This is a genomic window from Kitasatospora sp. A2-31 (assembly GCF_022288725.1).
Classification (GTDB): domain Bacteria; phylum Actinomycetota; class Actinomycetes; order Streptomycetales; family Streptomycetaceae; genus Kitasatospora.
Genome location: NZ_JAKNTA010000003.1, coordinates 149,801 through 171,137 on the forward strand (window position 1 = coordinate 149,801; position 21,337 = coordinate 171,137).

General features: G+C 73.0%; 18 protein-coding genes. 14 read left to right on the forward strand and 4 right to left on the reverse strand.

Going from position 1 to position 21,337, the window contains the following annotated elements; translation table 11 throughout:
* The first annotated feature begins 112 nt into the window (after positions 1-112).
* The 5 genes from dnaK (at position 113) to MCM47_RS09480 (ending at position 5,607) form a co-directional block, all read left to right on the forward strand.
* Positions 113-1,951: a molecular chaperone DnaK gene (gene dnaK / locus MCM47_RS09460; RefSeq protein ID WP_238860310.1), complete on the forward strand. Its 1,839-nt coding sequence runs from the start codon at positions 113-115 to the stop codon at positions 1,949-1,951.
* On the forward strand, positions 1,948-2,577 hold the full coding sequence (gene grpE / locus MCM47_RS09465) for a nucleotide exchange factor GrpE (RefSeq protein WP_238860312.1): 630 nt from the start codon (positions 1,948-1,950) through the stop codon (positions 2,575-2,577). The genes dnaK and grpE overlap by 4 nt, the downstream gene beginning before the upstream one ends.
* A 122-nt stretch (positions 2,578-2,699) precedes the next feature.
* Positions 2,700-3,851, forward strand: coding sequence for a molecular chaperone DnaJ (gene dnaJ, locus MCM47_RS09470; RefSeq protein WP_238860314.1), 1,152 nt, complete (start codon positions 2,700-2,702; stop codon positions 3,849-3,851).
* 7 nt (positions 3,852-3,858) lie between these two features.
* Positions 3,859-4,377, forward strand: a complete 519-nt coding sequence (locus tag MCM47_RS09475; protein WP_238860316.1) for a heat shock protein transcriptional repressor HspR — start codon at positions 3,859-3,861, stop codon at positions 4,375-4,377.
* A 201-nt stretch (positions 4,378-4,578) separates the two neighbouring features.
* A complete protein-coding gene (locus MCM47_RS09480; RefSeq protein WP_238860318.1) occupies positions 4,579-5,607 on the forward strand; it encodes a helix-turn-helix domain-containing protein in 1,029 nt (342 codons plus the stop codon).
* 28 nt (positions 5,608-5,635) lie between these two features.
* Here the strand turns inward: MCM47_RS09480 and MCM47_RS09485 are convergent, their stop codons facing one another.
* The gene (locus tag MCM47_RS09485) at positions 5,636-5,809 is read right to left on the reverse strand and encodes a hypothetical protein (RefSeq protein WP_238860320.1); all 174 of its coding nucleotides are present in this window, start codon (positions 5,807-5,809) and stop codon (positions 5,636-5,638) included.
* A gap of 344 nt (positions 5,810-6,153) precedes the next feature.
* Between MCM47_RS09485 and MCM47_RS09490 the strand changes: the two genes are divergently transcribed.
* Positions 6,154-6,768 (forward strand): nucleoside 2-deoxyribosyltransferase, encoded by a 615-nt coding sequence (locus MCM47_RS09490; RefSeq protein WP_238860323.1) that lies wholly within the window; start codon positions 6,154-6,156, stop codon positions 6,766-6,768.
* A 99-nt stretch (positions 6,769-6,867) separates the two neighbouring features.
* Here MCM47_RS09490 and MCM47_RS09495 read toward each other — a convergent pair whose 3' ends face one another.
* Both MCM47_RS09495 and MCM47_RS09500 read right to left on the reverse strand, forming a co-directional pair.
* The gene (locus MCM47_RS09495; RefSeq protein ID WP_238860325.1) at positions 6,868-7,869 is read right to left on the reverse strand and encodes a LuxR C-terminal-related transcriptional regulator; all 1,002 of its coding nucleotides are present in this window, start codon (positions 7,867-7,869) and stop codon (positions 6,868-6,870) included.
* Between the two features lie 629 nt (positions 7,870-8,498).
* Positions 8,499-9,599 carry a TDT family transporter gene (locus MCM47_RS09500; protein ID WP_238860327.1) on the reverse strand — a complete coding sequence of 367 codons (1,101 nt, stop codon included), beginning with the start codon at positions 9,597-9,599 and terminating at the stop codon, positions 8,499-8,501.
* A gap of 71 nt (positions 9,600-9,670) precedes the next feature.
* Here MCM47_RS09500 and MCM47_RS09505 point away from each other — a divergent pair, with 71 nt between their 5' ends.
* The 8 genes from MCM47_RS09505 (at position 9,671) to pyrE (ending at position 20,425) form a co-directional block, all read left to right on the forward strand.
* Positions 9,671-10,633: a LysR family transcriptional regulator gene (locus tag MCM47_RS09505; protein WP_238860329.1), complete on the forward strand. Its 963-nt coding sequence runs from the start codon at positions 9,671-9,673 to the stop codon at positions 10,631-10,633.
* 169 nt (positions 10,634-10,802) lie between these two features.
* Positions 10,803-13,409, forward strand: a complete 2,607-nt coding sequence (clpB, locus tag MCM47_RS09510; protein WP_238860331.1) for an ATP-dependent chaperone ClpB — start codon at positions 10,803-10,805, stop codon at positions 13,407-13,409.
* A 262-nt stretch (positions 13,410-13,671) separates the two neighbouring features.
* Positions 13,672-14,235, forward strand: coding sequence for a YbjN domain-containing protein (locus MCM47_RS09515; RefSeq protein WP_238860333.1), 564 nt, complete (start codon positions 13,672-13,674; stop codon positions 14,233-14,235).
* A gap of 161 nt (positions 14,236-14,396) precedes the next feature.
* Complete coding sequence (locus MCM47_RS09520; protein WP_238860335.1) at positions 14,397-15,557, forward strand: pyridoxal phosphate-dependent aminotransferase; 1,161 nt, start codon at positions 14,397-14,399, stop codon at positions 15,555-15,557.
* A 550-nt stretch (positions 15,558-16,107) separates the two neighbouring features.
* On the forward strand, positions 16,108-16,635 hold the full coding sequence (locus MCM47_RS09525; RefSeq protein ID WP_238860337.1) for a DUF2617 family protein: 528 nt from the start codon (positions 16,108-16,110) through the stop codon (positions 16,633-16,635).
* A 142-nt stretch (positions 16,636-16,777) separates the two neighbouring features.
* A complete protein-coding gene (locus MCM47_RS09530; protein WP_374209100.1) occupies positions 16,778-18,460 on the forward strand; it encodes a polyamine aminopropyltransferase in 1,683 nt (560 codons plus the stop codon).
* 123 nt (positions 18,461-18,583) lie between these two features.
* Entirely contained in the window at positions 18,584-19,855 is a 1,272-nt protein-coding gene (locus MCM47_RS09535) for an SRPBCC family protein (protein WP_238860339.1), read from the forward strand.
* A gap of 33 nt (positions 19,856-19,888) precedes the next feature.
* Positions 19,889-20,425, forward strand: coding sequence for an orotate phosphoribosyltransferase (gene pyrE, locus MCM47_RS09540; protein ID WP_238860341.1), 537 nt, complete (start codon positions 19,889-19,891; stop codon positions 20,423-20,425).
* 122 nt (positions 20,426-20,547) lie between these two features.
* On the opposite strand, the gene MCM47_RS09545 is transcribed toward pyrE, so the two are convergent.
* Entirely contained in the window at positions 20,548-21,267 is a 720-nt protein-coding gene (locus MCM47_RS09545) for a DedA family protein (RefSeq protein ID WP_238860343.1), read from the reverse strand.
* Between the last annotated feature and the right edge of the window lie 70 nt (positions 21,268-21,337).

Below are 21,337 nucleotides of genomic sequence, written 5' to 3' on the forward strand. Positions count from 1 at the left end.
ACACCCGAGCTCAGCAAAGTTGAGCGCTCAGGACTCAACGCTGTTGACGCCCTCGGGGGAGTCGTGCATCCTTGAGCCCGTAAAGCTCAACTCTTCCGTGGAGGTATCTACGATGGCACGCGCGGTCGGCATCGACCTCGGTACGACGAACTCGGTCGTCAGCGTCCTTGAGGGTGGCGAGCCCACCGTCATCACGAACGCCGAGGGTGCGCGGACCACGCCGTCCGTCGTCGCCTTCGCGAAGAACGGCGAGGTCCTCGTCGGTGAGGTGGCCAAGCGCCAGGCCGTCACCAACGTCGACCGGACGATCCGCTCGGTCAAGCGCCACATGGGCACCGGGTGGAAGATCAACCTGGACGGCAAGGACTTCAACCCGCAGCAGATCAGCGCCTTCATCCTGCAGAAGCTGAAGCGCGACGCGGAGGCCTACCTGGGCGAGACCGTCACCGACGCCGTCATCACCGTCCCGGCGTACTTCTCCGACTCGGAGCGCCAGGCCACCAAGGAGGCCGGTGAGATCGCGGGCCTCAACGTCCTGCGCATCGTCAACGAGCCGACCGCGGCCGCGCTGGCCTACGGCCTGGACAAGGACGACCAGACCATCCTGGTCTTCGACCTCGGCGGCGGCACCTTCGACGTCTCCCTGCTGGAGATCGGCGACGGGGTCGTCGAGGTGAAGGCCACCAACGGTGACAACCACCTCGGTGGTGACGACTGGGACCAGAAGGTCGTCGACCACCTGGTGAAGACCTTCCAGGCCGGCCACGGCGTCGACCTGTCGAAGGACAAGATGGCCCTCCAGCGTCTGCGCGAGGCCGCCGAGAAGGCCAAGATCGAGCTGTCCTCGTCCTCCGAGACCTCGATCAACCTGCCCTACATCACGGCCTCCGCCGAGGGCCCGCTGCACCTGGACGAGAAGCTCACCCGCGCCCAGTTCCAGCAGCTCACCTCGGACCTGCTGGAGCGCTGCAAGGTCCCGTTCCACAACGTGATCAAGGACGCCGGCATCTCGCTCTCCGAGATCGACCACGTCGTCCTGGTCGGTGGCTCGACCCGCATGCCGGCCGTCGCCGAACTGGTCCGCGAGCTGACCGGCGGCAAGGAGGCCAACAAGGGCGTCAACCCGGACGAGGTCGTCGCCATCGGCGCCTCGCTCCAGGCCGGTGTCCTCAAGGGCGAGGTCAAGGACGTCCTGCTGCTCGACGTCACCCCGCTGTCCCTCGGCATCGAGACCAAGGGCGGCATCATGACCAAGCTGATCGAGCGCAACACCACGATCCCGACCAAGCGCTCCGAGATCTTCACCACGGCCGAGGACAACCAGCCGTCCGTGCAGATCCAGGTCTACCAGGGCGAGCGCGAGATCGCCGCGTACAACAAGAAGCTCGGCATGTTCGAGCTGACCGGCCTGCCGCCGGCCCCCCGCGGCCTGCCCCAGATCGAGGTCACCTTCGACATCGACGCCAACGGCATCATGCACGTCGGCGCCAAGGACCTCGGCACCGGCAAGGAGCAGAAGATGACCGTCACCGGCGGCTCCGCGCTGCCGAAGGAGGACATCGAGCGCATGATGCGCGAGGCCGAGCAGTACGCGGAGGAGGACCACAAGCGCCGCGAGTCGGTCGAGACCCGCAACCAGGCCGAGCAGCTCGTCTACTCGACCGAGAAGTTCATCGCCGACAACGCCGACAAGCTCCCGGCCGAGGTCAAGACCGAGGTCGAGACCGCCATCGGCGAGCTCAAGGAGGCCCTGAAGGGCGAGGACATCGCGAAGATCCGCGAGGCCTCGGAGAAGGTCTCCACCACCGCCCAGAAGCTCGGCCAGGCCCTCTACGCCAACGCCGACGCCGCGGGTGCCGCGCCGGCCGGCGACGCCGCGGGCGCCAAGGACGACGACGTCGTCGACGCCGAGATCGTGGACGACGAGAAGCCCAAGGGCGGTGCGGCATGACGGAGAAGCCGCAGGGTGCTGAGCCCGGCGACGACTCCGCCGCCGAGGAGGCCGTGGTCAAGGCGGCCGAGGAGGCCGCCGCGGCGGGCTCCGGCTCCGACGAGGACGTCGCCGCGGCGAAGCGCGAGCTGGCCGAGCGGACCGGGGACCTCCAGCGCCTCCAGGCCGAGTACCAGAACTACCGCAAGCGCGTCGAGCGCGACCGGCTGACGGTGCGCGAGATCGCGGTCTCCAACATCCTGGAGTCCCTGATCCCGGTCCTGGACGACATCGGCCGGGCCCGCGAGCACGGCGAGGTGACGGGCGGCTTCAAGTCCGTCGCCGAGTCGCTGGAGACCGTCGTCGCCAAGCTGGGCCTGCAGCAGTTCGGCAAGGAGGGCGAGCCCTTCGACCCGACCATGCACGAGGCGCTGATGCACAGCTACTCCTCGGACGTCACCCAGGACACCTGTGTCCAGATCCTCCAGCCCGGCTACCGGATCGGCGAGCGGATCATCCGCCCGGCGATGGTGGCGGTGGCGGAGCCCCAGCCGGGTACCCAGACCACCTCCGCCCCGGACGCCGAGTCCGGGAAGTCCGCGAAGCCCGCGGACTCGGACGAGGCTGACGGTGGCGCGGACAGCTGACCACCCGTGACAGCTGAGACCCTGTGCGCTGCGGAGTCGTACGCCGGCCAGTACGGCGGCCGGCTCCGCAGCGCCGTACCTGTTGACGCCGTAACCGTTGACTCTGGGAGGTGGCGGGAGCCATGAGCGGCAAGGATTTTGTGGAGAAGGACTACTACAAGGTCCTCGGCGTGCCCAAGGACGCCTCCGCCACCGAGATCAAGAAGACCTACCGCAAGCTGGCGCGCGAGTTCCACCCCGACGCCAACAAGGGCGACACCAAGGCCGAGGACCGCTTCAAGGACATCTCCGAGGCCTACGACGTCCTGTCGGACGAGAAGCGCCGCAAGGAGTACGACGAGGCGCGCGCCCTCTTCGCCAACGGCGGCTTCCGCGCCGGCGGCCCCGGCGGCGGCACCTACGGCTTCGACTTCGGCGACCTCTTCAGCGGCAGCCAGGGCGGCTCCGCCGGCGGGCTCGGCGACGTCTTCGGCGGCCTCTTCAACCGCGGCGGCGGCCGGCAGGCCCAGCCGCGGCGCGGCGCCGACGTCGAGACCGAGGTGACGCTCTCCTTCGAGGAGGCCGTCGACGGCGCGACCGTCCCGCTGCGGATGACCAGCCAGGCCCCCTGCCGCACCTGCAGCGGCACCGGCGCCAAGGCCGGCACCACCCCCCGGGTCTGTCCGACCTGCGTCGGCGCCGGCACCGTCAGCCGCGGTCAGGGCGCCTTCGCCCTCTCCGAGCCCTGCCGGGACTGCCGAGGCCGCGGCATGATCGTCGACGACCCGTGCCCCGACTGCCACGGCAGCGGCCGGGCCAGCTCGGCCCGCACCATGCAGGTGCGGATCCCGGCCGGCGTCCAGGACGCCCAGCGCATCCGCCTCAAGGGCAAGGGCGCCCAGGGCGAGCGCGGCGGCCAGCCCGGCGACCTCTACGTCACCGTGCACGTCGACCCGCACCCGGTCTTCGGCCGCAAGGCCGACAACCTCACCGTGACCGTACCGGTCTCCTTCCCGGAGGCCGCCCTGGGCGGCACCATCGAGGTACCGACGCTGAACGGCCCCTCGGTGAAGCTGAAGCTGCCCCCGGGCAGTGCCAACGGCCTCACCCTGCGGGCCCGCGGCAAGGGCGCCACCCGCAAGGACGGCACCCGCGGCGACCTCCTGGTCACCGTGGAGGTCGTGGTGCCGCAGCACGTCACCGGCGACGCGCTGGCGGCCCTGGAGCAGTACCGCGAGGCCACCGCCTCGAACGACCCGCGTGCCGCCCTCTTCAAGGCGGCGGAGGGAGCGTGACGACCAGATGACCCCCGACAGCACCGCACGCGGCCCGATCGGCCCCGGGATCGGCGAGGGCCTGCCCGGCTCCGCCGCACCGCGCGCCCGCCGCACCGCCCCTCCGCCGCAGTACGTCCTCACCGAGGACACCCCGGTGTACGTGATCTCGGTCGCGGCCGAGCTCTCCGGCCTGCACCCGCAGACCCTGCGGCAGTACGACCGGCTCGGCCTGGTCTGCCCGGACCGCACGGCCGGCCGCGGACGCCGCTACTCGGCCCGGGACATCCAGCAGCTGCGCGAGGTCCAGCGGCTCTCCCAGGACGAGGGCATCAACCTGGCCGGCATCAAGCGGATCATCGAACTGGAGAACCAGGTCACCGCGCTCCAGTCCCGCATCGCGGAACTGATCGACTCGCTGGAGGGCGCCGCCACCGCGCTCCAGCAGCGCGAGGCCGCCGTGCACGCCTCGTACCGCCGCGATCTGGTCCCGTACCAGCCGCCGACCCAGTCGAGCGCGCTCGTCGTCTGGCGGCCGAAGCGCTGACCGGCCCACGCACCGACGGCCGCCGGTTCCCTCCTGAACGGGGGGTGCCGGCGGCTCGGTGTTTGATGAGAGGCTGCCACTCGACACCCCGCCGCGAGCCGGTGGAACAATGCCTGATCCCGAACCCGACCCACGACCTAAGATCGCCGGCGGGGGCGCGTACGGTCCTGGAGCCAATCTGTCGTCGAGAAGGAGCCGCGAATGAGCGGGAGGGACGACTCCACCGCTGGCGTCGGCACGCAGGGCACCCTGTCCGCAGGCGCCCACGATCTCTATCTCGCGGTTATCCGCACGCACGGCCGTATCGCGCGCAAGGAAGTGGCGGAATCCGAGTACAGCTATCTCAGCGAACTGCTGGACATCGGCCTTCTCGTCCCCGACACGGATGATCCGCACGTTCTGCTGGCCGCCGATCCGCAGCAGCTCTCGTCCGGCCTGAGCGCCACCTGGCAGCGCCAGGCGCTGGAACTCCTGGCCCGCGCAATAGCCATACCCGGCGACCTCCAGGGGCTCGCCGACGCCTTTCACAACCCGGACGCCACCGGGGGGACGGTCGAATACGTCCGCGGCAAGGCGATCATCAATCAGCGCATCAATCACGCCGTCGCCTCGGCGAAGGAAGAGGTGCTCGCCGCCCAACCCGGCGGTCCCCGGCCACCGGAGGTCCTCTCCCAAACCCTCGCCGAGGACCTCGAGGATTTGCGGCGGGGAATCTCCGCGCGGACCATCTACCACCCGAGCACCCGGTACCACGCGCCGACCAGGGACTACGTGGCGACGCTCACCGAGGCCGGCGGGAGGTTCCGCACGCTGGACGAGCCGTACACCCGGCTGATCATCGTCGACCGGGCGCTGGCCGTCATTCCGGTGGCCGAGGACCTGAACCTGGCCGCGTTCATCCACGACCCGGCGGTCATCCACTTCCTGACGCACGAGGTGTTCGAGCGCAACTGGAACCGCGGGCTCGACTTCAGCGGCGGGCGGACCGTGCCCCAGCAGGTGGTGTCCCGGATGCGGCAGACGATCATCGACCTGCTGCTCGACGGCACCAACCACAGAGTCATCGCCCGCCGGCTCGGCATCAGCGAACGCACCCTGGCCCGCCACCTCGCCGAGATGCGGGAGGACTACAACGTGGAATCGCTGTTCCAGCTGGGGTACGCGCTGGCGCGGTCGTCACGGGAGTCCCACCACGGGCCTGCCAATCCCGCCGCACCCCGGCACGGGTGAGCGGCGAGATTCGCAGTCCAACCGACTGTCAGGTCCAGGAGTGGTCCTGGTCCAGCAGCAGAGCGGAAGCCTGATCGGAAACGCCGTTCGCGCCGTCCTCGGAAACCGAGTAATTGACATGAACGTAACGATCAGCATCATGGCCAGTGGCAAAAGCACCGGCGCCAAGCATCACGAGGACGCCGGCGGCCATCGTCACCATGACCGTCCGAGCAGCCCGACGTATACGAGACATGCGCGCACCTCATCCTCTAGTGGCGCGTCGGTATCGAATGCACGCGCGACGCACCGTCAAACGATCAGATGGTGCCACACGGCAGTTCTGACTGTCACGGGCGCACTCACGTCGGAGGGTGTCATCTCTCTGCCATGCAGACGGATGCCACCAGGCATCAGTGGACTGGTGACTCTACTCGGTGGACGATCAACTAACGCCTCTTCCCGGCGTTGGTACAGCGAATAATCCCTGTGATTGTCCCGCCCTGATCTCCACACCCGGTGTCGGCCAGGAGCAGCCGAGCCGACGCCCTTCCCCCGGAGTCGACAATGACCGAGCCCTACCTGCGTCACCACGACAGCCAGGCCCACGAGGGCCGGCGTGCACGGGTCTTCCTGGCCGCACCGCTGATGCGGCTGACCGGCCCGGCGGACAGCGTGGTGACCCTGGCCAGCCGGACGCGGCTGACGACGCTCCGCACCACCCTGCTCCGCAGCGGCGCCGCCGTGTACAGCGCCCACCACAGCGACGCGTGGACCGTGTCCGGCCGGGCCCCCGAGCCCCGGGTCCCCTCGGACTTCCGCGCGCTGCAGTCCGCCGACCTCGTCTTCGCCTACGTCGGTGCGCCGCTCTCCGCGGGCGTGAGCCTGGAGCTCGGCTGGGCCTCGGCCCTGCGCAAGCCCATCGTGCTGCTGGTGGACGAGGCGATCACGCACAATCCGCTCATCGCCACCATCGAGCAGGTCGCCCCGGTCCTGCCGCTGGTCTTCGACGACACCTGGTCGCAGGAGGCCCTCCACCACACCGTGGAGACCGCCCTGGACTGGGCCGGCATGGCGCTCTCGCTGCGCGAGGGCTTCTGGACCGCCCCGGGCGAGCAGTTCACCGTCCCGCGCCAGCAGCCCCCGACCGGCTACTGGCCCACCGGTGCGGCCACCGGCTGACCACCGCCCCCGGCTGACCGCGGCGGCCCGCACCGGGCGGCCGAGCGGCCGCCCCGGCCCCCACGCGGCCGTCCGTGCGGAGGGCCGGGGCGGCCTCGCTCACCCCGCGTCGCCGTCCTGCTCACCCCGCATCAACCAGCCCAGCTGGAAGAGCGTCTGGGCGCCGTGACGGTCCCGCAGGCGGGAGATGTGGGCGGCGACGGTGCGCTCGCTCAGCCCCAGGCGGGTCGCGACGGCCCGCTGGGTGAGGCCGCGGGCGAGCAGCCGGCCGACCCGGTCGGGCCCGTCACGGCTGGTGCCGTGGGCGTGCGCCGCGGCCCAGTCGGTGCTCTCGGCGCGGGCCCAGTCCCGCTCGAAGGCGTTGACCAGGAAGGCGACCGCGGACGGGTCGGAGATGAACGCCGCGGCGCTGTGGTCCTGGGCCGCCGAGATCACCGCGACCGAGCGGTCGAAGACGAAGAGGCGCTGGAACGGCTCGTCCAGGGTCCGGATCGCCGAGCCGAGCCGGGTCACCTCGGCCGCGTACGCTCTGGCGGCCGGTTCCGAGACGGCGATCGGCTGGTAGATGGTCCGCAGCGAGCAGCCCCGCTGGAGCAGTTGGACGTCCTGCAGCAGGGCGATCTTGAGGGCGTCCGGCGGGCGGTGGCCCGGCTGGGCGGTGAGCACCTCGGTGCGGCAGTCCGAGACCAGCTGCGAGATGCGGTGCCGGATGTGGACGTGGCCCTCGATGTAGACCGCGCCTCCGGAGCGCTCGGGCGGTCTGGGCGGCATCGCGTCGTAGGCCCGGGTGAGGCCGTCCAGGGCACCGGGGAGGTTCTCCGCGCGGACCAGCAGCCGGGTGGCCTCGCTGCGCAGCTCGGCGCCCAGGCGGTCGCTGACGGAGCGGGGGCTGACGGCGACGTAGCAGGCGTCGATCGGATTGGGCATCAGCAGGCCGAGGTCGACCAGCTGGCGCAGGGCGTCCTGGTCGGACTCCGGGACGTCGGCGGCCGGCATGCGCCCGCCGTCGGCCAGGACGGCCAGGTAGAGCCGCCGGGCCGCCTCGTCCGGTTCGCCGCCGGGCCCGCCGGGGCCCGGGGCGGCCGTCGGCTCCGCCGTCACCTGGAACACTCCCTGCCGAATGGATCGCGGATGTGCCTGTGCTTCGGCCGGGCCGCGCTCGGGCGGGCCGGCGCCGCGCGTGCCCACGCGCCTCCCGGTCATGGTCCCAGCACCGCGCGCCGCACGCGATCACGGTACTGCGCGCCGGCGGACCCCCGGGTCCCGGGTGCCGTCGCACGCCGGGGGGCCGGGGGCCGCCGGTGCCACGCCAGGGTCCGTGCGCTTCCGGCGAGGCGGAGCAGCAACGCCTCGCCGGATCCGGTCCCCGGGGGCCATCACCACACATGGCGTCCCGGCCGGCGCTCTTCCCCCCGATATGCAGGTACGGAGTACCTCTCGCATCCAGTACTGAAGAGCAAGTCGCCACCACGGGCTGCGGTGCCCGGTCGACCTGGCGTGACTCCACCCTCACAGCGTGACGGCCGGTGAACAAGTGCCGCCGGAGTGCAGGTTCCCGCAATTGCAGGAACCTGCACCGGCGACTCGGAGCGTCTTCCCGCGCCGCGCCGCGGCCGCTGGTAAAGGGGCTGGTCAGCGAGGCCGGGCCGTGGAGTCCGACCGTCCGGTCATTCGGTCGTGGACCATCCGGCCGCGGACCGGCGCACCGGCCCCGGTGGCCCGGCGGTCCGTCAGCGCGCCAGCAGCCGCCCGCCGGCCAGCCCCGCCGCGGTGCCGGCGGCGGCGACCGCCCAGGCCGCGACCAGCAGCACGAAGAGCCCGGCGGCCAGGCCGGTGAAGCCCGGGAAGCCGGTGTGCCGGGCGAGCGCGGCCGTGCCGGTGACACAGGTGCCGATCGGGAAGGTGTACGCCCACCAGGTCATCGCGAAGGGCATCCCGGCCCGGAGGGCCCGCAGGTTGGCGGCGACGGCGACGGCCAGCCAGAGCAGCGCGACGCCCGTCACCGCGACGCCGTACAGCTCGGCGAGGGCGAGCGCGGCGGGTGCGAGCTGCGGGGTGACCGGGCGGGCGGCGTCGGCGAGCTGGTGGAGGGCGGTGGTGGACTGGCCGAGCGGGCCCAGCACCAGGAAGAGCGACGGGGTGAGCGCCAGGGCGGGCAGCTTGCTGTGGACCAGGCCGGTGAACACCACCGGCAGCAGGGCGAGGGTGGCCAGGAGGCCGACGCCGAACAGGGCCCAGCAGCCGTACAGCATCGCCTGCTGCGCGGTGCCGGAGGGCAGGTGCGGGACGAGCGCGGGCCCGGCGGCGGAGGCGACCAGCGGGGCGACCACGGGCAGCAGCCAGGTGGGGTCGGCCTCCAGCGGGGAGACCCGGTGCCGGGTGATCATCAGGTACGGGATGCCGGCCGCGACGGTCAGCGCGTACAGGGTGCCGGCGGTCCAGAGCACGGCGTCCAGCGCGACGGCGGGACCGGGGCCGATCACCCGTGAGCCGACCGTGAGGGTCCCGAAGCCGACCGAGACCAGGGCCATCGGCGGACAGCCGTAGAAGACCGCGGTGGCCGGGGTGTCGAGCAGGTGCACCCGGGCGGCGGCGCGATGCCGGGTGAGGTGGACCAGCCGCCCCGCGCCGAGCACCAGCAGCCCGGCCAGCCCGAGCGCCCACATCACCTCGCCGAACCCGGTCAGCCCCGGCAGGCGGACCGGCAGGGCGGCCGCCCCGTTGCCGACGATCGCGGTGCCCATGACCACCGCGTACCAGTTGGGGCCCAGCTGGGCGAGGTCGGGACGGGGTGTGCGGGCGAGCGGTCGGGCGCTGACGAGGGTGGCCATGGCATCCACCGTCGCCGTCCGAGCCCGGTTCCGGTAGCGCCGGGCGCTCTATGACGGCATAGGCTGAACCTATGGCCCTCTCCCCGCGCGTCCCCGAACTCGGTGCGCTGGAGCTGCTGCTCGCGGTGGCCCGGCTGGGCAGTGTCGGCCGCGCGGCGGCCGAGCTGGGCGTGAGCCAGCCCACCGCCAGTGCCCGGATCAAGGGCATGGAGCGGCAGATCGGCGTGCCCCTGCTGGACCGTTCGCCGCGCGGCAGCCGGCCGACCGAGGCGGGCCGGCTGGTGGTCGAGTGGGCCCGGCACGTGGTGGAGGCCGCCCAGTCGCTGGACGCCGGGATCGACGCGCTGCGCGAGCGCCGGGACGCCCGGCTGGTCGTGGTGGCCAGCCTGACCGTCGCCGAGTACCTGATGCCGGGCTGGCTGCTGGCGCTGCACGAGTCCAGCCCGGGCACCGCGGTGACGCTGCGGACGGCGAACTCGGCGGACGTCGCCGGGCACGTGCTGGCCGGCGAGGCGGACCTCGGCTTCGTCGAGGGCCCGTCCACCCCGGCCGGCCTGGCCGGCGCGGTGGTGGCCGCCGACCGGCTGGTGGTCGTGGTCGCGCCGGACCACCCCTGGGCGCGCCGCCGGGCCCGGCTGACGGGGGAGGAGCTGGCCGCGACCCCGCTGGTGCTGCGCGAGCCCGGCTCGGGCACCCGCGAGGTGCTGGAGATGGCGCTGGCGCCGTTCGGGGGCGCGGCGCGGCCGCGACTGGAGCTGGCCTCGTCGACCGCGCTCAAGGCGGCCGCGATGACCGGGGCCGGGCCGGTCTGCCTGAGCGAGCTGGCGGTGGTGGAGGAGCTCGCGACCCGGCGGCTGGTGGCGGTGCAGCTGGCGGAGGAGCTGGACCTGCGGCGTCCGCTGCGGGCGGTCTGGCCCGCCGGGCAGCGGCCCGGCGGGCCGGCCCGGGAGCTGCTGACGCTGACCCGGCGGACGGCCGGGCCGCCGCGTTCACACCGCTCCGGAGGCGTTCACCGGAAGGTCTCCAAAAGTTGAGCGGAATAGACTCAACTTAGTGCATGCTGTATCCAGCAGCACTACTACTCGGCAGCATGGCGCCCGGGACTCCGGCGCAGGGCCGCCGGGCAGCAGCACGGGCAGCGGGCACCGCACGGTGCACGCACGGAGACAGCGCTCCGCACGAGCGAGGGAGGACACACCAGCAGTGGACGCCAGCAAGTTCACCACCAAGACGCAGGACGCCCTGTCCGCCGCGATCCGGCAGGCCGGCTCGTCGGGCAACCCGGACGTCAAGCCGGTGCACATCCTGATCGCCCTGCTGGAACAGCCCGAGGGCATCGCCAAACCCCTGCTGGAGGCGGTCGGCGCGGACGCCGCCCGGATCGACGCCGAGGCCCGCCGGCAACTGGCGGCGCTCCCCAGCGCGATGGGCTCCACGGTCGCCGCCCCGCAGCTGGCCCGCGACACCCTGGCCGTACTCACCGAGGCCGGCAAGCGCGCGGACGACCTGGACGACCAGTACGTCTCCACCGAGCACCTGATGGTCGGCCTGGCGCACGAGGGCGGGCCGGTCGCCGAGCTGCTGGTGCAGCAGGGCGCCACCCCCAAGGCCCTGCTCGCCGCGTTCAAGGACGTGCGCGGCAGCGGCCGGGTCACCTCCCCGGACCCGGAGGGCACCTACAAGGCGCTGGAGAAGTACGGCACCGACCTCACCCAGGCCGCCCGGGACGGCAAGCTCGACCCGGTCATCGGGCGGGACCAGGAGATCCGCCGGGTGGTCCAGGTGCTCTCCCGGCGCACCAAGAACAACCCGGTGCTGATCGGCGAGCCCGGCGTCGGCAAGACCGCCGTCGTCGAGGGCCTGGCGCAGCGCATCGTCGCGGGCGACGTCCCGGAGTCGCTGCGCGGCAAGCGCCTGGTCGCGCTGGACCTCGGCGCGATGGTCGCCGGCGCGAAGTACCGCGGCGAGTTCGAGGAGCGGCTGAAGGCCGTCCTCAACGACATCAAGCAGAGCGACGGCCAGGTCGTCACCTTCATCGACGAGCTGCACACCATGGTCGGCGCGGGCGCCGGCGGCGACTCCGCGATGGACGCGGGCAACATGCTCAAGCCGATGCTGGCCCGCGGCGAGCTGCGCATGGTCGGCGCCACCACTCTGGACGAGTACCGCGAGCGGATCGAGAAGGACCCGGCCCTGGAGCGCCGCTTCCAGCAGGTGCTGGTCGGCGAGCCCAGCGTGGAGGACTCGATCGCCATCCTGCGCGGGCTCAAGGGCCGCTACGAGGCGCACCACAAGGTGCAGATCTCGGACGCCGCCCTGGTCGCCGCGGCGACGCTCTCGCACCGCTACATCACCTCCCGCTTCCTGCCCGACAAGGCGATCGACCTGGTCGACGAGGCGGCCTCCCGGCTCCGGATGGAGATCGACTCCTCCCCGGTCGAGATCGACGAACTCCAGCGCGCCGTCGACCGGTTGCGGATGGAGGAGCTGGCCCTGGAGAAGGAGTCGGACCCGGCCTCGGTCGACCGGCTGGCCCGGCTGCGGCGCGATCTCGCCGACAAGAACGAGCACTTGAGCGTGCTGACGGCCCGGTGGGAGCAGGAGAAGAAGAGCCTCAACCGGGTCGGCGAGCTCAAGGAGCGGCTGGACGACCTGCACGGCGCCCTCGAACGCGCCCAGCGGGACGGCGACTTCGAGCGGGCCTCCAAGCTGATGTACGCCGAGGTCCCGGCCGCCGAGAAGGAACTGTCCGAGGCCCAGGCGCGCGCCGCCGACGAGGACTCCGCCGCCTCCATGGTCAAGGAGGAGGTCGGCCCGGACGACGTCGCCGACGTGGTCGCCTCCTGGACGGGCATCCCGGCCGGCCGGCTGCTGGAGGGCGAGAGCGCCAAACTCCTGCGCATGGAGGAGGAGTTGGGCCGTCGTCTGATCGGCCAGAGCGAGGCCGTGCAGGCCGTCTCGGACGCGGTGCGGCGCACCCGCTCGGGCATCGCCGACCCCGACCGCCCGACCGGGTCCTTCCTCTTCCTCGGCCCGACCGGCGTCGGCAAGACCGAGCTGGCCAAGGCGCTGGCCGACTTCCTCTTCGACGACGAACGCGCCATGGTCCGCATCGACATGAGCGAGTACGGCGAGAAGCACTCGGTCTCCCGCCTGGTCGGCGCCCCGCCCGGCTACGTCGGCTACGAGGAGGGCGGCCAGCTCACCGAGGCGGTCCGCCGCCGCCCGTACAGCGTGGTGCTGCTCGACGAGGTGGAGAAGGCCCACCCGGAGGTCTTCGACGTGCTGCTCCAGGTGCTGGACGACGGCCGGCTCACCGACGGCCAGGGCCGCACCGTGGACTTCCGCAACGCGATCCTGATCCTCACCTCCAACCTGGGCTCGCAGTTCCTGGTGGACCCGACCACCCCGGAGGACCGGAAGAAGGCCCTGGTGCTGGAGTCGGTCCGGGCCGCGTTCAAGCCGGAGTTCCTCAACCGGCTGGACGACATCGTGGTCTTCGAACCGCTGGGCACCGCCGAGCTCAGCCGGATCGTCGACCTCCAGGTGGCGCGGCTGGGCGAGCGGCTGCGCGACCGCCGGCTCACCCTCCAGGTCAGCGAGGCCGCCCGGGACTGGCTGGCGCTCACCGGCTACGACCCGGCGTACGGCGCCCGCCCGCTGCGGCGGCTGGTGCAGTCCGCGATCGGTGACCAGCTGGCCCGGGCGATCCTCTCCGGCCAGGTGCACGACGGCGACACCGTTCTGGTCGAACGGGACGACACCGCCGACCACCTCACCGTCCGTGCCCGCGGGCCGCTGGAGAAGTAGGGACCCGGGGCCCGCGACGCGGTGGGCCGCCCCTTCCGCAGGGGCGGCCCACCGCCGCACGCCGACGGCCGCCCCCGGGGCGCCCCGGGCGCTCACCCGGGGCGCTCACCCAGGGTCGCCGGGGCCCGCCGGGGCGCCCCGGTCAAGATCCCTCCGGGTGCGGGCCGCCCCTGTGAGGCCGGGCCCGAATGAGGCAGGATGGGAGGTGGAAAGGGCGGCCTCTCATTGCCGGCCACCACGTGCACTGAGGAAGAGGACCCCCATGAGCATCGACCCGTCGTCCATCCCGTCGTTCGGCGTGCCGCAGGGCGGGCAGCCCGGCGGCCAGGGCGGGCAGCCGGCCGGCCCGCCGCCGATCATCGTTCCGGACCAGGCGCTGGTGACCCAGCTGCTGGACCAGATGCAGCTGAAGCACGTCGTGGACGAGGAGGGCGACCTCACCGCCCCCTGGGAGGGCTTCCGCGTCTACTACATGTTCCGCGGCGATCACAAGGAGCTCTTCGCGGTCCGGGCGTTCTACGACCGCCCGTACCCGCTGGAGGCCAAGGGCGAGATCCTCGACCTGATCGACGAGTGGAACCGCGAGACCCTCTGGCCGAAGGTCTACACCCACACCCATGAGGACGGCGTGGTCCGTCTGATCGGCGAGGCCCAGATGATCGTCGGCACCGGCGTCAACCTGGACTACTTCGTGACCACCACGGCCAACTGGACCCAGGCCGCCGTCGGCTTCGAGCAGTGGATCATCGAGCGCCTCGGCCTGCAGAAGGAGATCGAGGGCGAGGAGGGCGAGGGCGAGGCCCCCGAGGGCTCCGACGAGGCCTGAGCCCCGCCGCCGAGAGCCCGACCCGCCGCCCCCGGCGGCCGGTTCGCGGCCGCGCGCACCCGTACGGCCCGCCACCGGCGCACCCGGTGGCGGGCCGTCCTTGTCCGCGGCCCCCGCCCGGCCCGAGGATGGGGCCCGACACCGAGGCGTGAGGAGCCGCAATGGGTACGAGGCCGCTGCTGAACCGCAGGCTGGACGGACTGGGCACGACGATCTTCGCCGAGATGTCCGCGCTCGCGACCGCCACCGGTTCGATCAACCTCGGCCAGGGCTTCCCGGACACCGACGGCCCCGAGGAGATCCGCGAGGCCGCCGTCCGGGCGCTGCGCGAGGGCCGGGGCAACCAGTACCCGCCCGGCCCCGGCATTCCGGAGCTGCGCAGTGCGATCGCCGAACACCAGCAGCGGTTCCGGGGCCTGGCCTACGACCCGGACACCGAGGTCCTGGTGACCGCCGGCGCCACCGAGGCCATCGCCGCCGCCCTGCTCGCCCTGCTGGAGCCCGGCGACGAGGTGATCGCCCTCGAACCCTTCTACGACTCGTACGCCGCCTGCATCGCGATGGCCGGTGCGGTCCGCGTCCCGCTCACCCTGCGCGCCCCCGACTTCCGCCCCGACCTGGACCGGCTGCGCGCCCTGGTCACCCCGCGCACCCGCCTGCTCCTGCTCAACTCCCCGCACAACCCGACCGGTCTGGTGCTCTCCCCCGACGAGCTGGCCGCGATCGCCGCCCTCGCCGTCGAGCACGACCTGCTGGTCGTCACCGATGAGGTCTACGAGCACCTGGTCTTCGCCGGCGCCCACCACCCCATCGCCGCCCTCCCCGGCATGCGCGAGCGCACCGTCTCGATCTCCTCGGCCGGCAAGACCTTCTCCTTCACCGGCTGGAAGGTCGGCTGGGTCACCGCCCCCGCGCCGCTGGTCGCCGCCGTCCGCACGGCGAAGCAGTACCTCACCTACGTCAGCGCCGGCCCCTTCCAGTACGCCGTGGCCGAGGCCCTGCGCCTGCCCGACGCCTACTTCGAGGACTTCCGCGCCGACCTGCGGCGCAAGCGCGACCTGCTCGCCGACGGCCTGGCCGCAGCCGGCTTCCGCGTCTTCAACCCCGAGGGCACGTACTTCATCACCACCGACATCACCCCGCTAGGCGAGAAGGACGGCGTCGAGTTCTGCCGCGCCCTCCCGGAGCGCTGCGGCGTCGTCGCCATCCCCAACGCCGTCTTCTACGACGACCCCGAGGCCGGCCGGCCGCTCGTCCGCTTCACCTTCTGCAAGAAGGACGAGGTGCTGCAGGAGGCGGTCACCCGGCTCTCCCGGATCTGACGCCGGGTCCGGCCCGGATCTGACGCGGATCCGGCGGGGGTCCGGCGCCCGGGTCGGCCCTGGACCGGGCCGATCCCGGACCGGGACTCGGGTCGTTGTTCCAACGCATCGTCAACTTGCCCGACCTGCAGGGAACTTGCTGCCATTCGGGCATTCGGCATGCCTCCCTGGCAGACACCGGTCCCTCGCATGCCACCGCTCGCGCGGCACTCCGACGGCGGGGGGCGTGCAGGTCGCGAGCGCGGCGCACGCCCCGCGCGCACGGCGCGCAGTGCGGGGTCAGGAGCGCGCGCGGTGCAGAGTCGCACACCGGGTCGATCAGAGCGGGGAAGCGGGTGTGCTCGAAACGGTGAATGCTTGACATAGTTGGGTAAATCACCGACGGACCCGGCGTATTCATGCTTCTCTGCTGCTGAATCTCCAGCCGGAATCCTTCCTTCCACGGTCGGCCGCGCCCTGGACCGCACAGCCACGAACAGCCTCGCCTTTCGCCTGGGCCTACTCGCTGCTGCTCGGCGGGCGCGCACGGAGCTGAAACGCGGAGCCGAGCATGCTCACCACACTGCAGACCTCCTACACGGACACCCGCGCGGGCGACCTGGCCTGGTGCCTGGGCGGCGAACCGCTGCCCGCCCTCGCGGTCCGTGACCTGAGACTGGACGGTGCCGGGCGCCCCGGCCCGCCCGGCACCGTCCAGCTGCGCCTCCTCGGCGCCTCCCACCAGGTGGTGATCGCCGCCGGGCCGGGCAAGTGCCTGGAGACCGTCGCCTGCCTGCCTGGGCGGCGGACCCCGCTGCCGGCCCGGGTGGCCAAGCAGGTGGACGGCTGGGAGTACGAGTTCGCCGCCCGGATCGAGGTCATGCCGCCGCACGAGTTCGCCGCCCGCGCCCAGGAGTTGCTGGCCCTGGTCGAGGGGCACCCGCGAGGGCTCGCGGGCGTCTTCCCCGGCGATCCGAGCGCCTTCACCGCGCTGGTCACCCAGGGCGGTGCGGACCGGCTGCTCTGGCGGACCTGGCACGCCTACCCGCAGGAGGGACAGCTGGTCTGCACCCGCTCCTCGCTGGTGCTGGCGCGATGAGGCCGCCCGCCGACGCCGACGTCGTCTTAGGCCGCGGAACCGCTGCCCGGTCGCACGCAGGAACGGTTCGTCAACCAGGCGCATCGCACTGTCCGTCGAATGGACGCAGCCATCCGTACCGAACGTCCCCTAGCGTTTGTTCGTGATCAACCATCCGGCCGGTCCACCCGCACAGGGGCTCGAACTCGACGACGGCAGCCCACCCCGGCCCGGGCGGAGCCTGACGCCGCTGCCCGCCCGCCGTCCGTCCCGGCTGCGCGCGCACCCGGGACTCGCCCGGCTCGCCGTCCTGCTGGCCGCGTTCGTCTGCGCGGCCTGCGGACTCGTCTACGAGCTCGAGCTGGTGGCGCTCGGGAGCTATCTGCTCGGGGACTCGGTCACCCAAACCTCGGTCGTGCTCTCGGTGATGGTGTTCGCGATGGGGCTGGGCTCGTTGCTCGCCAAGCGCTTCACCTGCCGCCCGGCCACCGCCTTCGCCCTGGTCGAGTGCACGCTCGCGCTCACCGGCGGGCTCTCCGTCCTCGCGCTGTACTCGTGCTGGGCCTGGGTCGGCCGCTACCAGTTCGCGATGGTCGGCCTGACCTGCCTGATCGGCGTCCTGATCGGCGCCGAGATCCCCCTGCTGATGACGCTCATCCAGCGGATCCGCCGCGAGGACGCCGGACGGGCCGCCGCCGACCTGTTCGCCGCGGACTACGTGGGCGCGCTGATCGGGGGGCTGGCCTTCCCGTTCCTGATCCTCCCCGCCTTCGGCCCGGGCACCGGCGCCCTGGTCACCGGGGCGGTCAACGCCGTCGCCGGGGCCGCCGTGGTGCTCTGGCTCTTCCGCGAGGAGCCGGGCCCCGGAGTCCGGTTGCTGCTCTGGGGCTGCTGCGCGCTCGTCCTGGCCCTGCTCGCCGCGGCCGCCGCGTGGTCCGGCGCGATCGAACGGGCCGCGCGCAGCGCCCTGTACGGCGCCCAGGTCCGCTTCGCCACCCACACCCGGTACCAGGAGATCGTGCTCACCGGCCCCGCCGAGGGACCGCTGCGGCTCTACCGGGACGGCCGGCTCGCGGTCTGCGGTCCGGACGAGTACCGGGGCAGCGAGGCGCTGGTCCACCCCGCGATGGCGGCCGGGCCGGACGCCCGGGTGCTGCTGCTCGGCGGCGGCGACGGGCTCGCCCTGCGCGAGGTGCTGCGGCACGGCGGCGTCCACTCGGTGCTGGTCGTCGACGCCGATCCGGCGCTTCCCAGGCTGGCCCGTACCGACCCCAGCCTGGCGGCGCTCTCCGGCCGCTCGCTGGACGACCCGCGGGTCCGCGTCGCCGAGGCCGACCCGCTGGAGTGGCTGCGCAGCGTCCGACCCTCCGACCGGACCTTCGACGTGGTGCTCGCCGATCTGCCGGTGCCGGCCGACAGCGGGACGGTGAAGTTCCACTCGCAGGAGTTCTACGGACTCGCCACCCGGCTGCTCTCCCCCGGCGGGCGGCTCGCAGTCCGGGCCGGCGGCGAGCGGGAGGAGCTCTGGCAGGTGGAGTCCGGCCTGCGTGCCGCCGGGCTGCGGACCATCCCGTACGCCGTGGCGGGCAGCGCCACCGCGAGCTGCCCGCCCGGGCCGGCGGGCGGGACGCCGGAGCGGGCGGCAACGGAGGCGGTGGCGGCGGAGGCGGAGGCGGGCCAGGCCTTCCTGCTCGCGTCGGCGGCCCAGCCCCCGCTCGGACTCGCTCCGGACGCCCCGCCGCCGCGCGCGCTGACCGCGGACGGCCTGCGGGCCTCCGCCGCCCGTCTCACCGCCCTGCGCCCGGCCCAACCACCGGCCGCACTCACCCTGCTGGGGCCGCGGTGACGGCGGACCGGGCGTGGTCCGCCGGGCCGGCGGGCCGCGACCACGGGGCCGACCGGGGAGGACCGCACAAAAGGTGGGGCCGCAGCCGGGACCGGCGGGGGTTCGCTCGGTAGGCTCCGTGCCATGGAGCATGAGGTTGTCGTCCCGATGCCGGCCGAGCAGGTCCGGCAGGCCCTGCAGGATCCGGCTCTGCTGGCCCGTTGCGTGCCGGGGCTGAGCACCGAACCGGCCGCAGCAGGCAGCGGCCCGGCCGAGGAGATCGGCGGGCGGCTGAAGCTGCGGATCGGCGCCTCCACCATCACCTACCGTGGGGTGCTGTCGCTGATCGAGGGCCGCGAGGGCGTGCTCACCGTCTTCGCCGAGGGCCAGGAGGCCCGCGGCAGCGGCGAGGCGACCGCCACCCTCCGGGTCAGCGTCGCCGACGGCACCGAGGGCGGCAGCACGGTGGTCCGCTTCACCGGCGAGCTGGACGCGACCGGCCGGCTGACCGAGTTCGACGAGGAGACCCTCGCCACGACCGGCCGTCGCCTGCTGGACCGTTTCGCCGCCGCGCTCGCATCGCCGGACGGCGCGGCGGAACCGGACGCCGAGACCGAGCCCGAGGCGGACGCCGAGACCGTGGCCGAGCCCGAGGCGGACGCCGAGACCGTGGCCGAGGCTGAGACGAACGTCGAGGCCGTGGCCGGGCCCGACGGGGACGCCGCCACCGGGGGTGCCACCGGCTCGGAGGCCGCTCCGGAGGCCGCCGAGGCCGAGGAGGCCGAGGAGGCCGAGGAGACCGAGGTCGAGGAGGCCGCGGACGCTGCCGCCCCGGACGACGACACTGAGGAGACCGGCGGCGAGGAGACCGACGCCGAGGAGGCCGAGGAGTCCACCGCCACCGTGCTGTACCTCGAGGACCACCAGAGCTCCCCCGGCGAGGACGTGGACGACGACCTCTCCGACCTGATCGCCTTCTCCGACGCCGATGCCGAGCGCTTCGGTCTCCCCACCGGCGGCCACGACGACGAGGGCGAGGACGAGGACGGCGACCGCGCCGAGCCCGCCGAGGACGACCGGCCGGCCGCCGAGGCGGCGCCGGAGCCGGCCACCGGGCTCCCCGCCGAGCTCCCCTTCGAGTACGAGCAGGAGCCGGTGCTCAGCGGCCCGGTCCGCCGCAGCATCGTCGGCCGCTCGGCCGAGGAGGTCGACCACGCCCCGCCGCGCGGCCGCTACGCGCCCGCCCTGCCCGCCCGCAGCGCCCGCGCCCGCGCGGCGTCCCGCTGGGGCGGCGAGGCCGGCGGCATCGTGGTGCCGGGTCCGGGCGGCCGCAGCGCCATGCCCTGGGTGATCGGCGGCGGGGTCGCCCTGCTCGGCGGCGCCGTGGTGCTGGCCCGCGCGCTGCGCCGCCGCTAACCCGGCAGGTCGAAGGCCCTAGACTGGACGCTCATGAGCAACGACCGCGACGCCCTGCTGGCACAGATCAAGGACAAGGCCGTCGTCCACGGCAAGGTCACCCTTTCCTCCGGCAAGGAGGCCGACTACTACGTCGACCTGCGCCGGATCACGCTGGACGGCCAGGCCGCCCCGCTGGTCGGCCGGGTGATGCTGGACGCGACCGCCCACCTGGAGTACGACGCCGTCGGCGGTCTGACCCTGGGCGCCGACCCGGTCGCCGCCGCGATGCTGCACGCCGCCGCCGCGCGGGGCCGCGAGCTGGACGCCTTCGTGGTCCGCAAGGCGGGCAAGGCGCACGGCCTGCAGCGCCGGATCGAGGGCCCGGAGGTCAAGGGCCGCCGGGTGCTCGCCGTCGAGGACACCTCCACCACCGGTGGCTCCGTGCTCACCGCCGTCGAGGCGCTGCGCGAGGCGGGCGCCGAGGTGGTCGGCGTCGCGGTGATCGTGGAGCGCGGCGGCGCCGCCGCGGTCGAGGCGCAGGGCCTGCCCTACGTCACCGCCTACACCCTCGACGACCTGGGTCTCTGACCTTCCGGTCTCCCGGGGCGTGTCCGACGCTCCCGGGGGGAACCGATGCGAACGGCCGGGGCCGGTGGTGTTTCACGTGAAACACCCCCGGCCCCGGCCGTTCGTCGTCGCGCCCGCGGCGCTCAGGCCCGGCGGTGACGCCCGCCGGCCTGGACGGCCTCGCCGGCGGCGGGCTCCTCCGCACCCCCGGCCTTCTTCTTCCGGCGCTCGCGGACGACCTCCACCAGGATCGGCGAGATCGAGAGCAGCACGATCAGCAGCACGGCCGGGATCAGGTACTTGTCGATCACCGGGGCCAGCGCGTCACCGAAGAAGTAGCCGATGAGCAGCATCGACTCGGTCCACAGCACGCCGCCGACCACGTTCCAGAGGAAGAACGTCCGGGCCGGCATCTCCAGGGTGCCCGCGACCGGGTTGAGGAAGGTGCGCACGATCGGCATGAAGCGGGCCAGCACCACGGCCTTGCCGGGCCCGAACTTGTTGAAGTACTCCTCCGCCTTCACCACGTACTCGCGGCGGAAGATCTTCGACTCGGGCTTGTCGAACATCTTCGGTCCGACCCTCACCCCGATCAGGTGCCCGAGCTGTGCGCCCGCGATGGCCGCCAGCGGTGCCCCGATCAGCAGGGCGGCGATGGGCAGCTTGGTGCCGTCACCGAGCACCGACGAGGCGGCGTTCGAGGCGGCGACACCGGCGATGATCAGCAGCGAGTCACCCGGGAAGAAGAACCCGACCAGGAGGCCGGTCTCCGCGAAGATGATCGCGATCAGCCCGATGGCACCGAGGGACGAGATCAGTGATTTGGCGTCGAGCAGGTTGACGGCCAGCTGGTTGTAGTCCACTCGCGCAGAATAGCGGGCGTTGCTTGACGGGAGCTTCGCCCCGGGGGTCGAGGTGGGCCTCATCCCTTCG

Bases quoted from the DNA above. Each gene is read 5' to 3' on its own strand.
- dnaK (WP_238860310.1), top strand. From the start codon at position 113: ATGGCACGCGCGGTCGGCATCGACCTCGGTACGACGAACTCGGTCGTC.
- grpE (WP_238860312.1), top strand. From the start codon at position 1,948: ATGACGGAGAAGCCGCAGGGTGCTGAGCCCGGCGACGACTCCGCCGCC.
- dnaJ (WP_238860314.1), top strand. From the start codon at position 2,700: ATGAGCGGCAAGGATTTTGTGGAGAAGGACTACTACAAGGTCCTCGGC.
- MCM47_RS09475 (WP_238860316.1), top strand. From the start codon at position 3,859: ATGACCCCCGACAGCACCGCACGCGGCCCGATCGGCCCCGGGATCGGC.
- MCM47_RS09480 (WP_238860318.1), top strand. From the start codon at position 4,579: ATGAGCGGGAGGGACGACTCCACCGCTGGCGTCGGCACGCAGGGCACC.
- MCM47_RS09485 (WP_238860320.1), bottom strand. From the start codon at position 5,809: ATGGTGACGATGGCCGCCGGCGTCCTCGTGATGCTTGGCGCCGGTGCT.
- MCM47_RS09490 (WP_238860323.1), top strand. From the start codon at position 6,154: ATGACCGAGCCCTACCTGCGTCACCACGACAGCCAGGCCCACGAGGGC.
- MCM47_RS09500 (WP_238860327.1), bottom strand. From the start codon at position 9,599: ATGGCCACCCTCGTCAGCGCCCGACCGCTCGCCCGCACACCCCGTCCC.
- MCM47_RS09505 (WP_238860329.1), top strand. From the start codon at position 9,671: ATGGCCCTCTCCCCGCGCGTCCCCGAACTCGGTGCGCTGGAGCTGCTG.
- MCM47_RS09515 (WP_238860333.1), top strand. From the start codon at position 13,672: ATGAGCATCGACCCGTCGTCCATCCCGTCGTTCGGCGTGCCGCAGGGC.
- MCM47_RS09520 (WP_238860335.1), top strand. From the start codon at position 14,397: ATGGGTACGAGGCCGCTGCTGAACCGCAGGCTGGACGGACTGGGCACG.
- MCM47_RS09525 (WP_238860337.1), top strand. From the start codon at position 16,108: ATGCTCACCACACTGCAGACCTCCTACACGGACACCCGCGCGGGCGAC.
- MCM47_RS09535 (WP_238860339.1), top strand. From the start codon at position 18,584: ATGGAGCATGAGGTTGTCGTCCCGATGCCGGCCGAGCAGGTCCGGCAG.
- pyrE (WP_238860341.1), top strand. From the start codon at position 19,889: ATGAGCAACGACCGCGACGCCCTGCTGGCACAGATCAAGGACAAGGCC.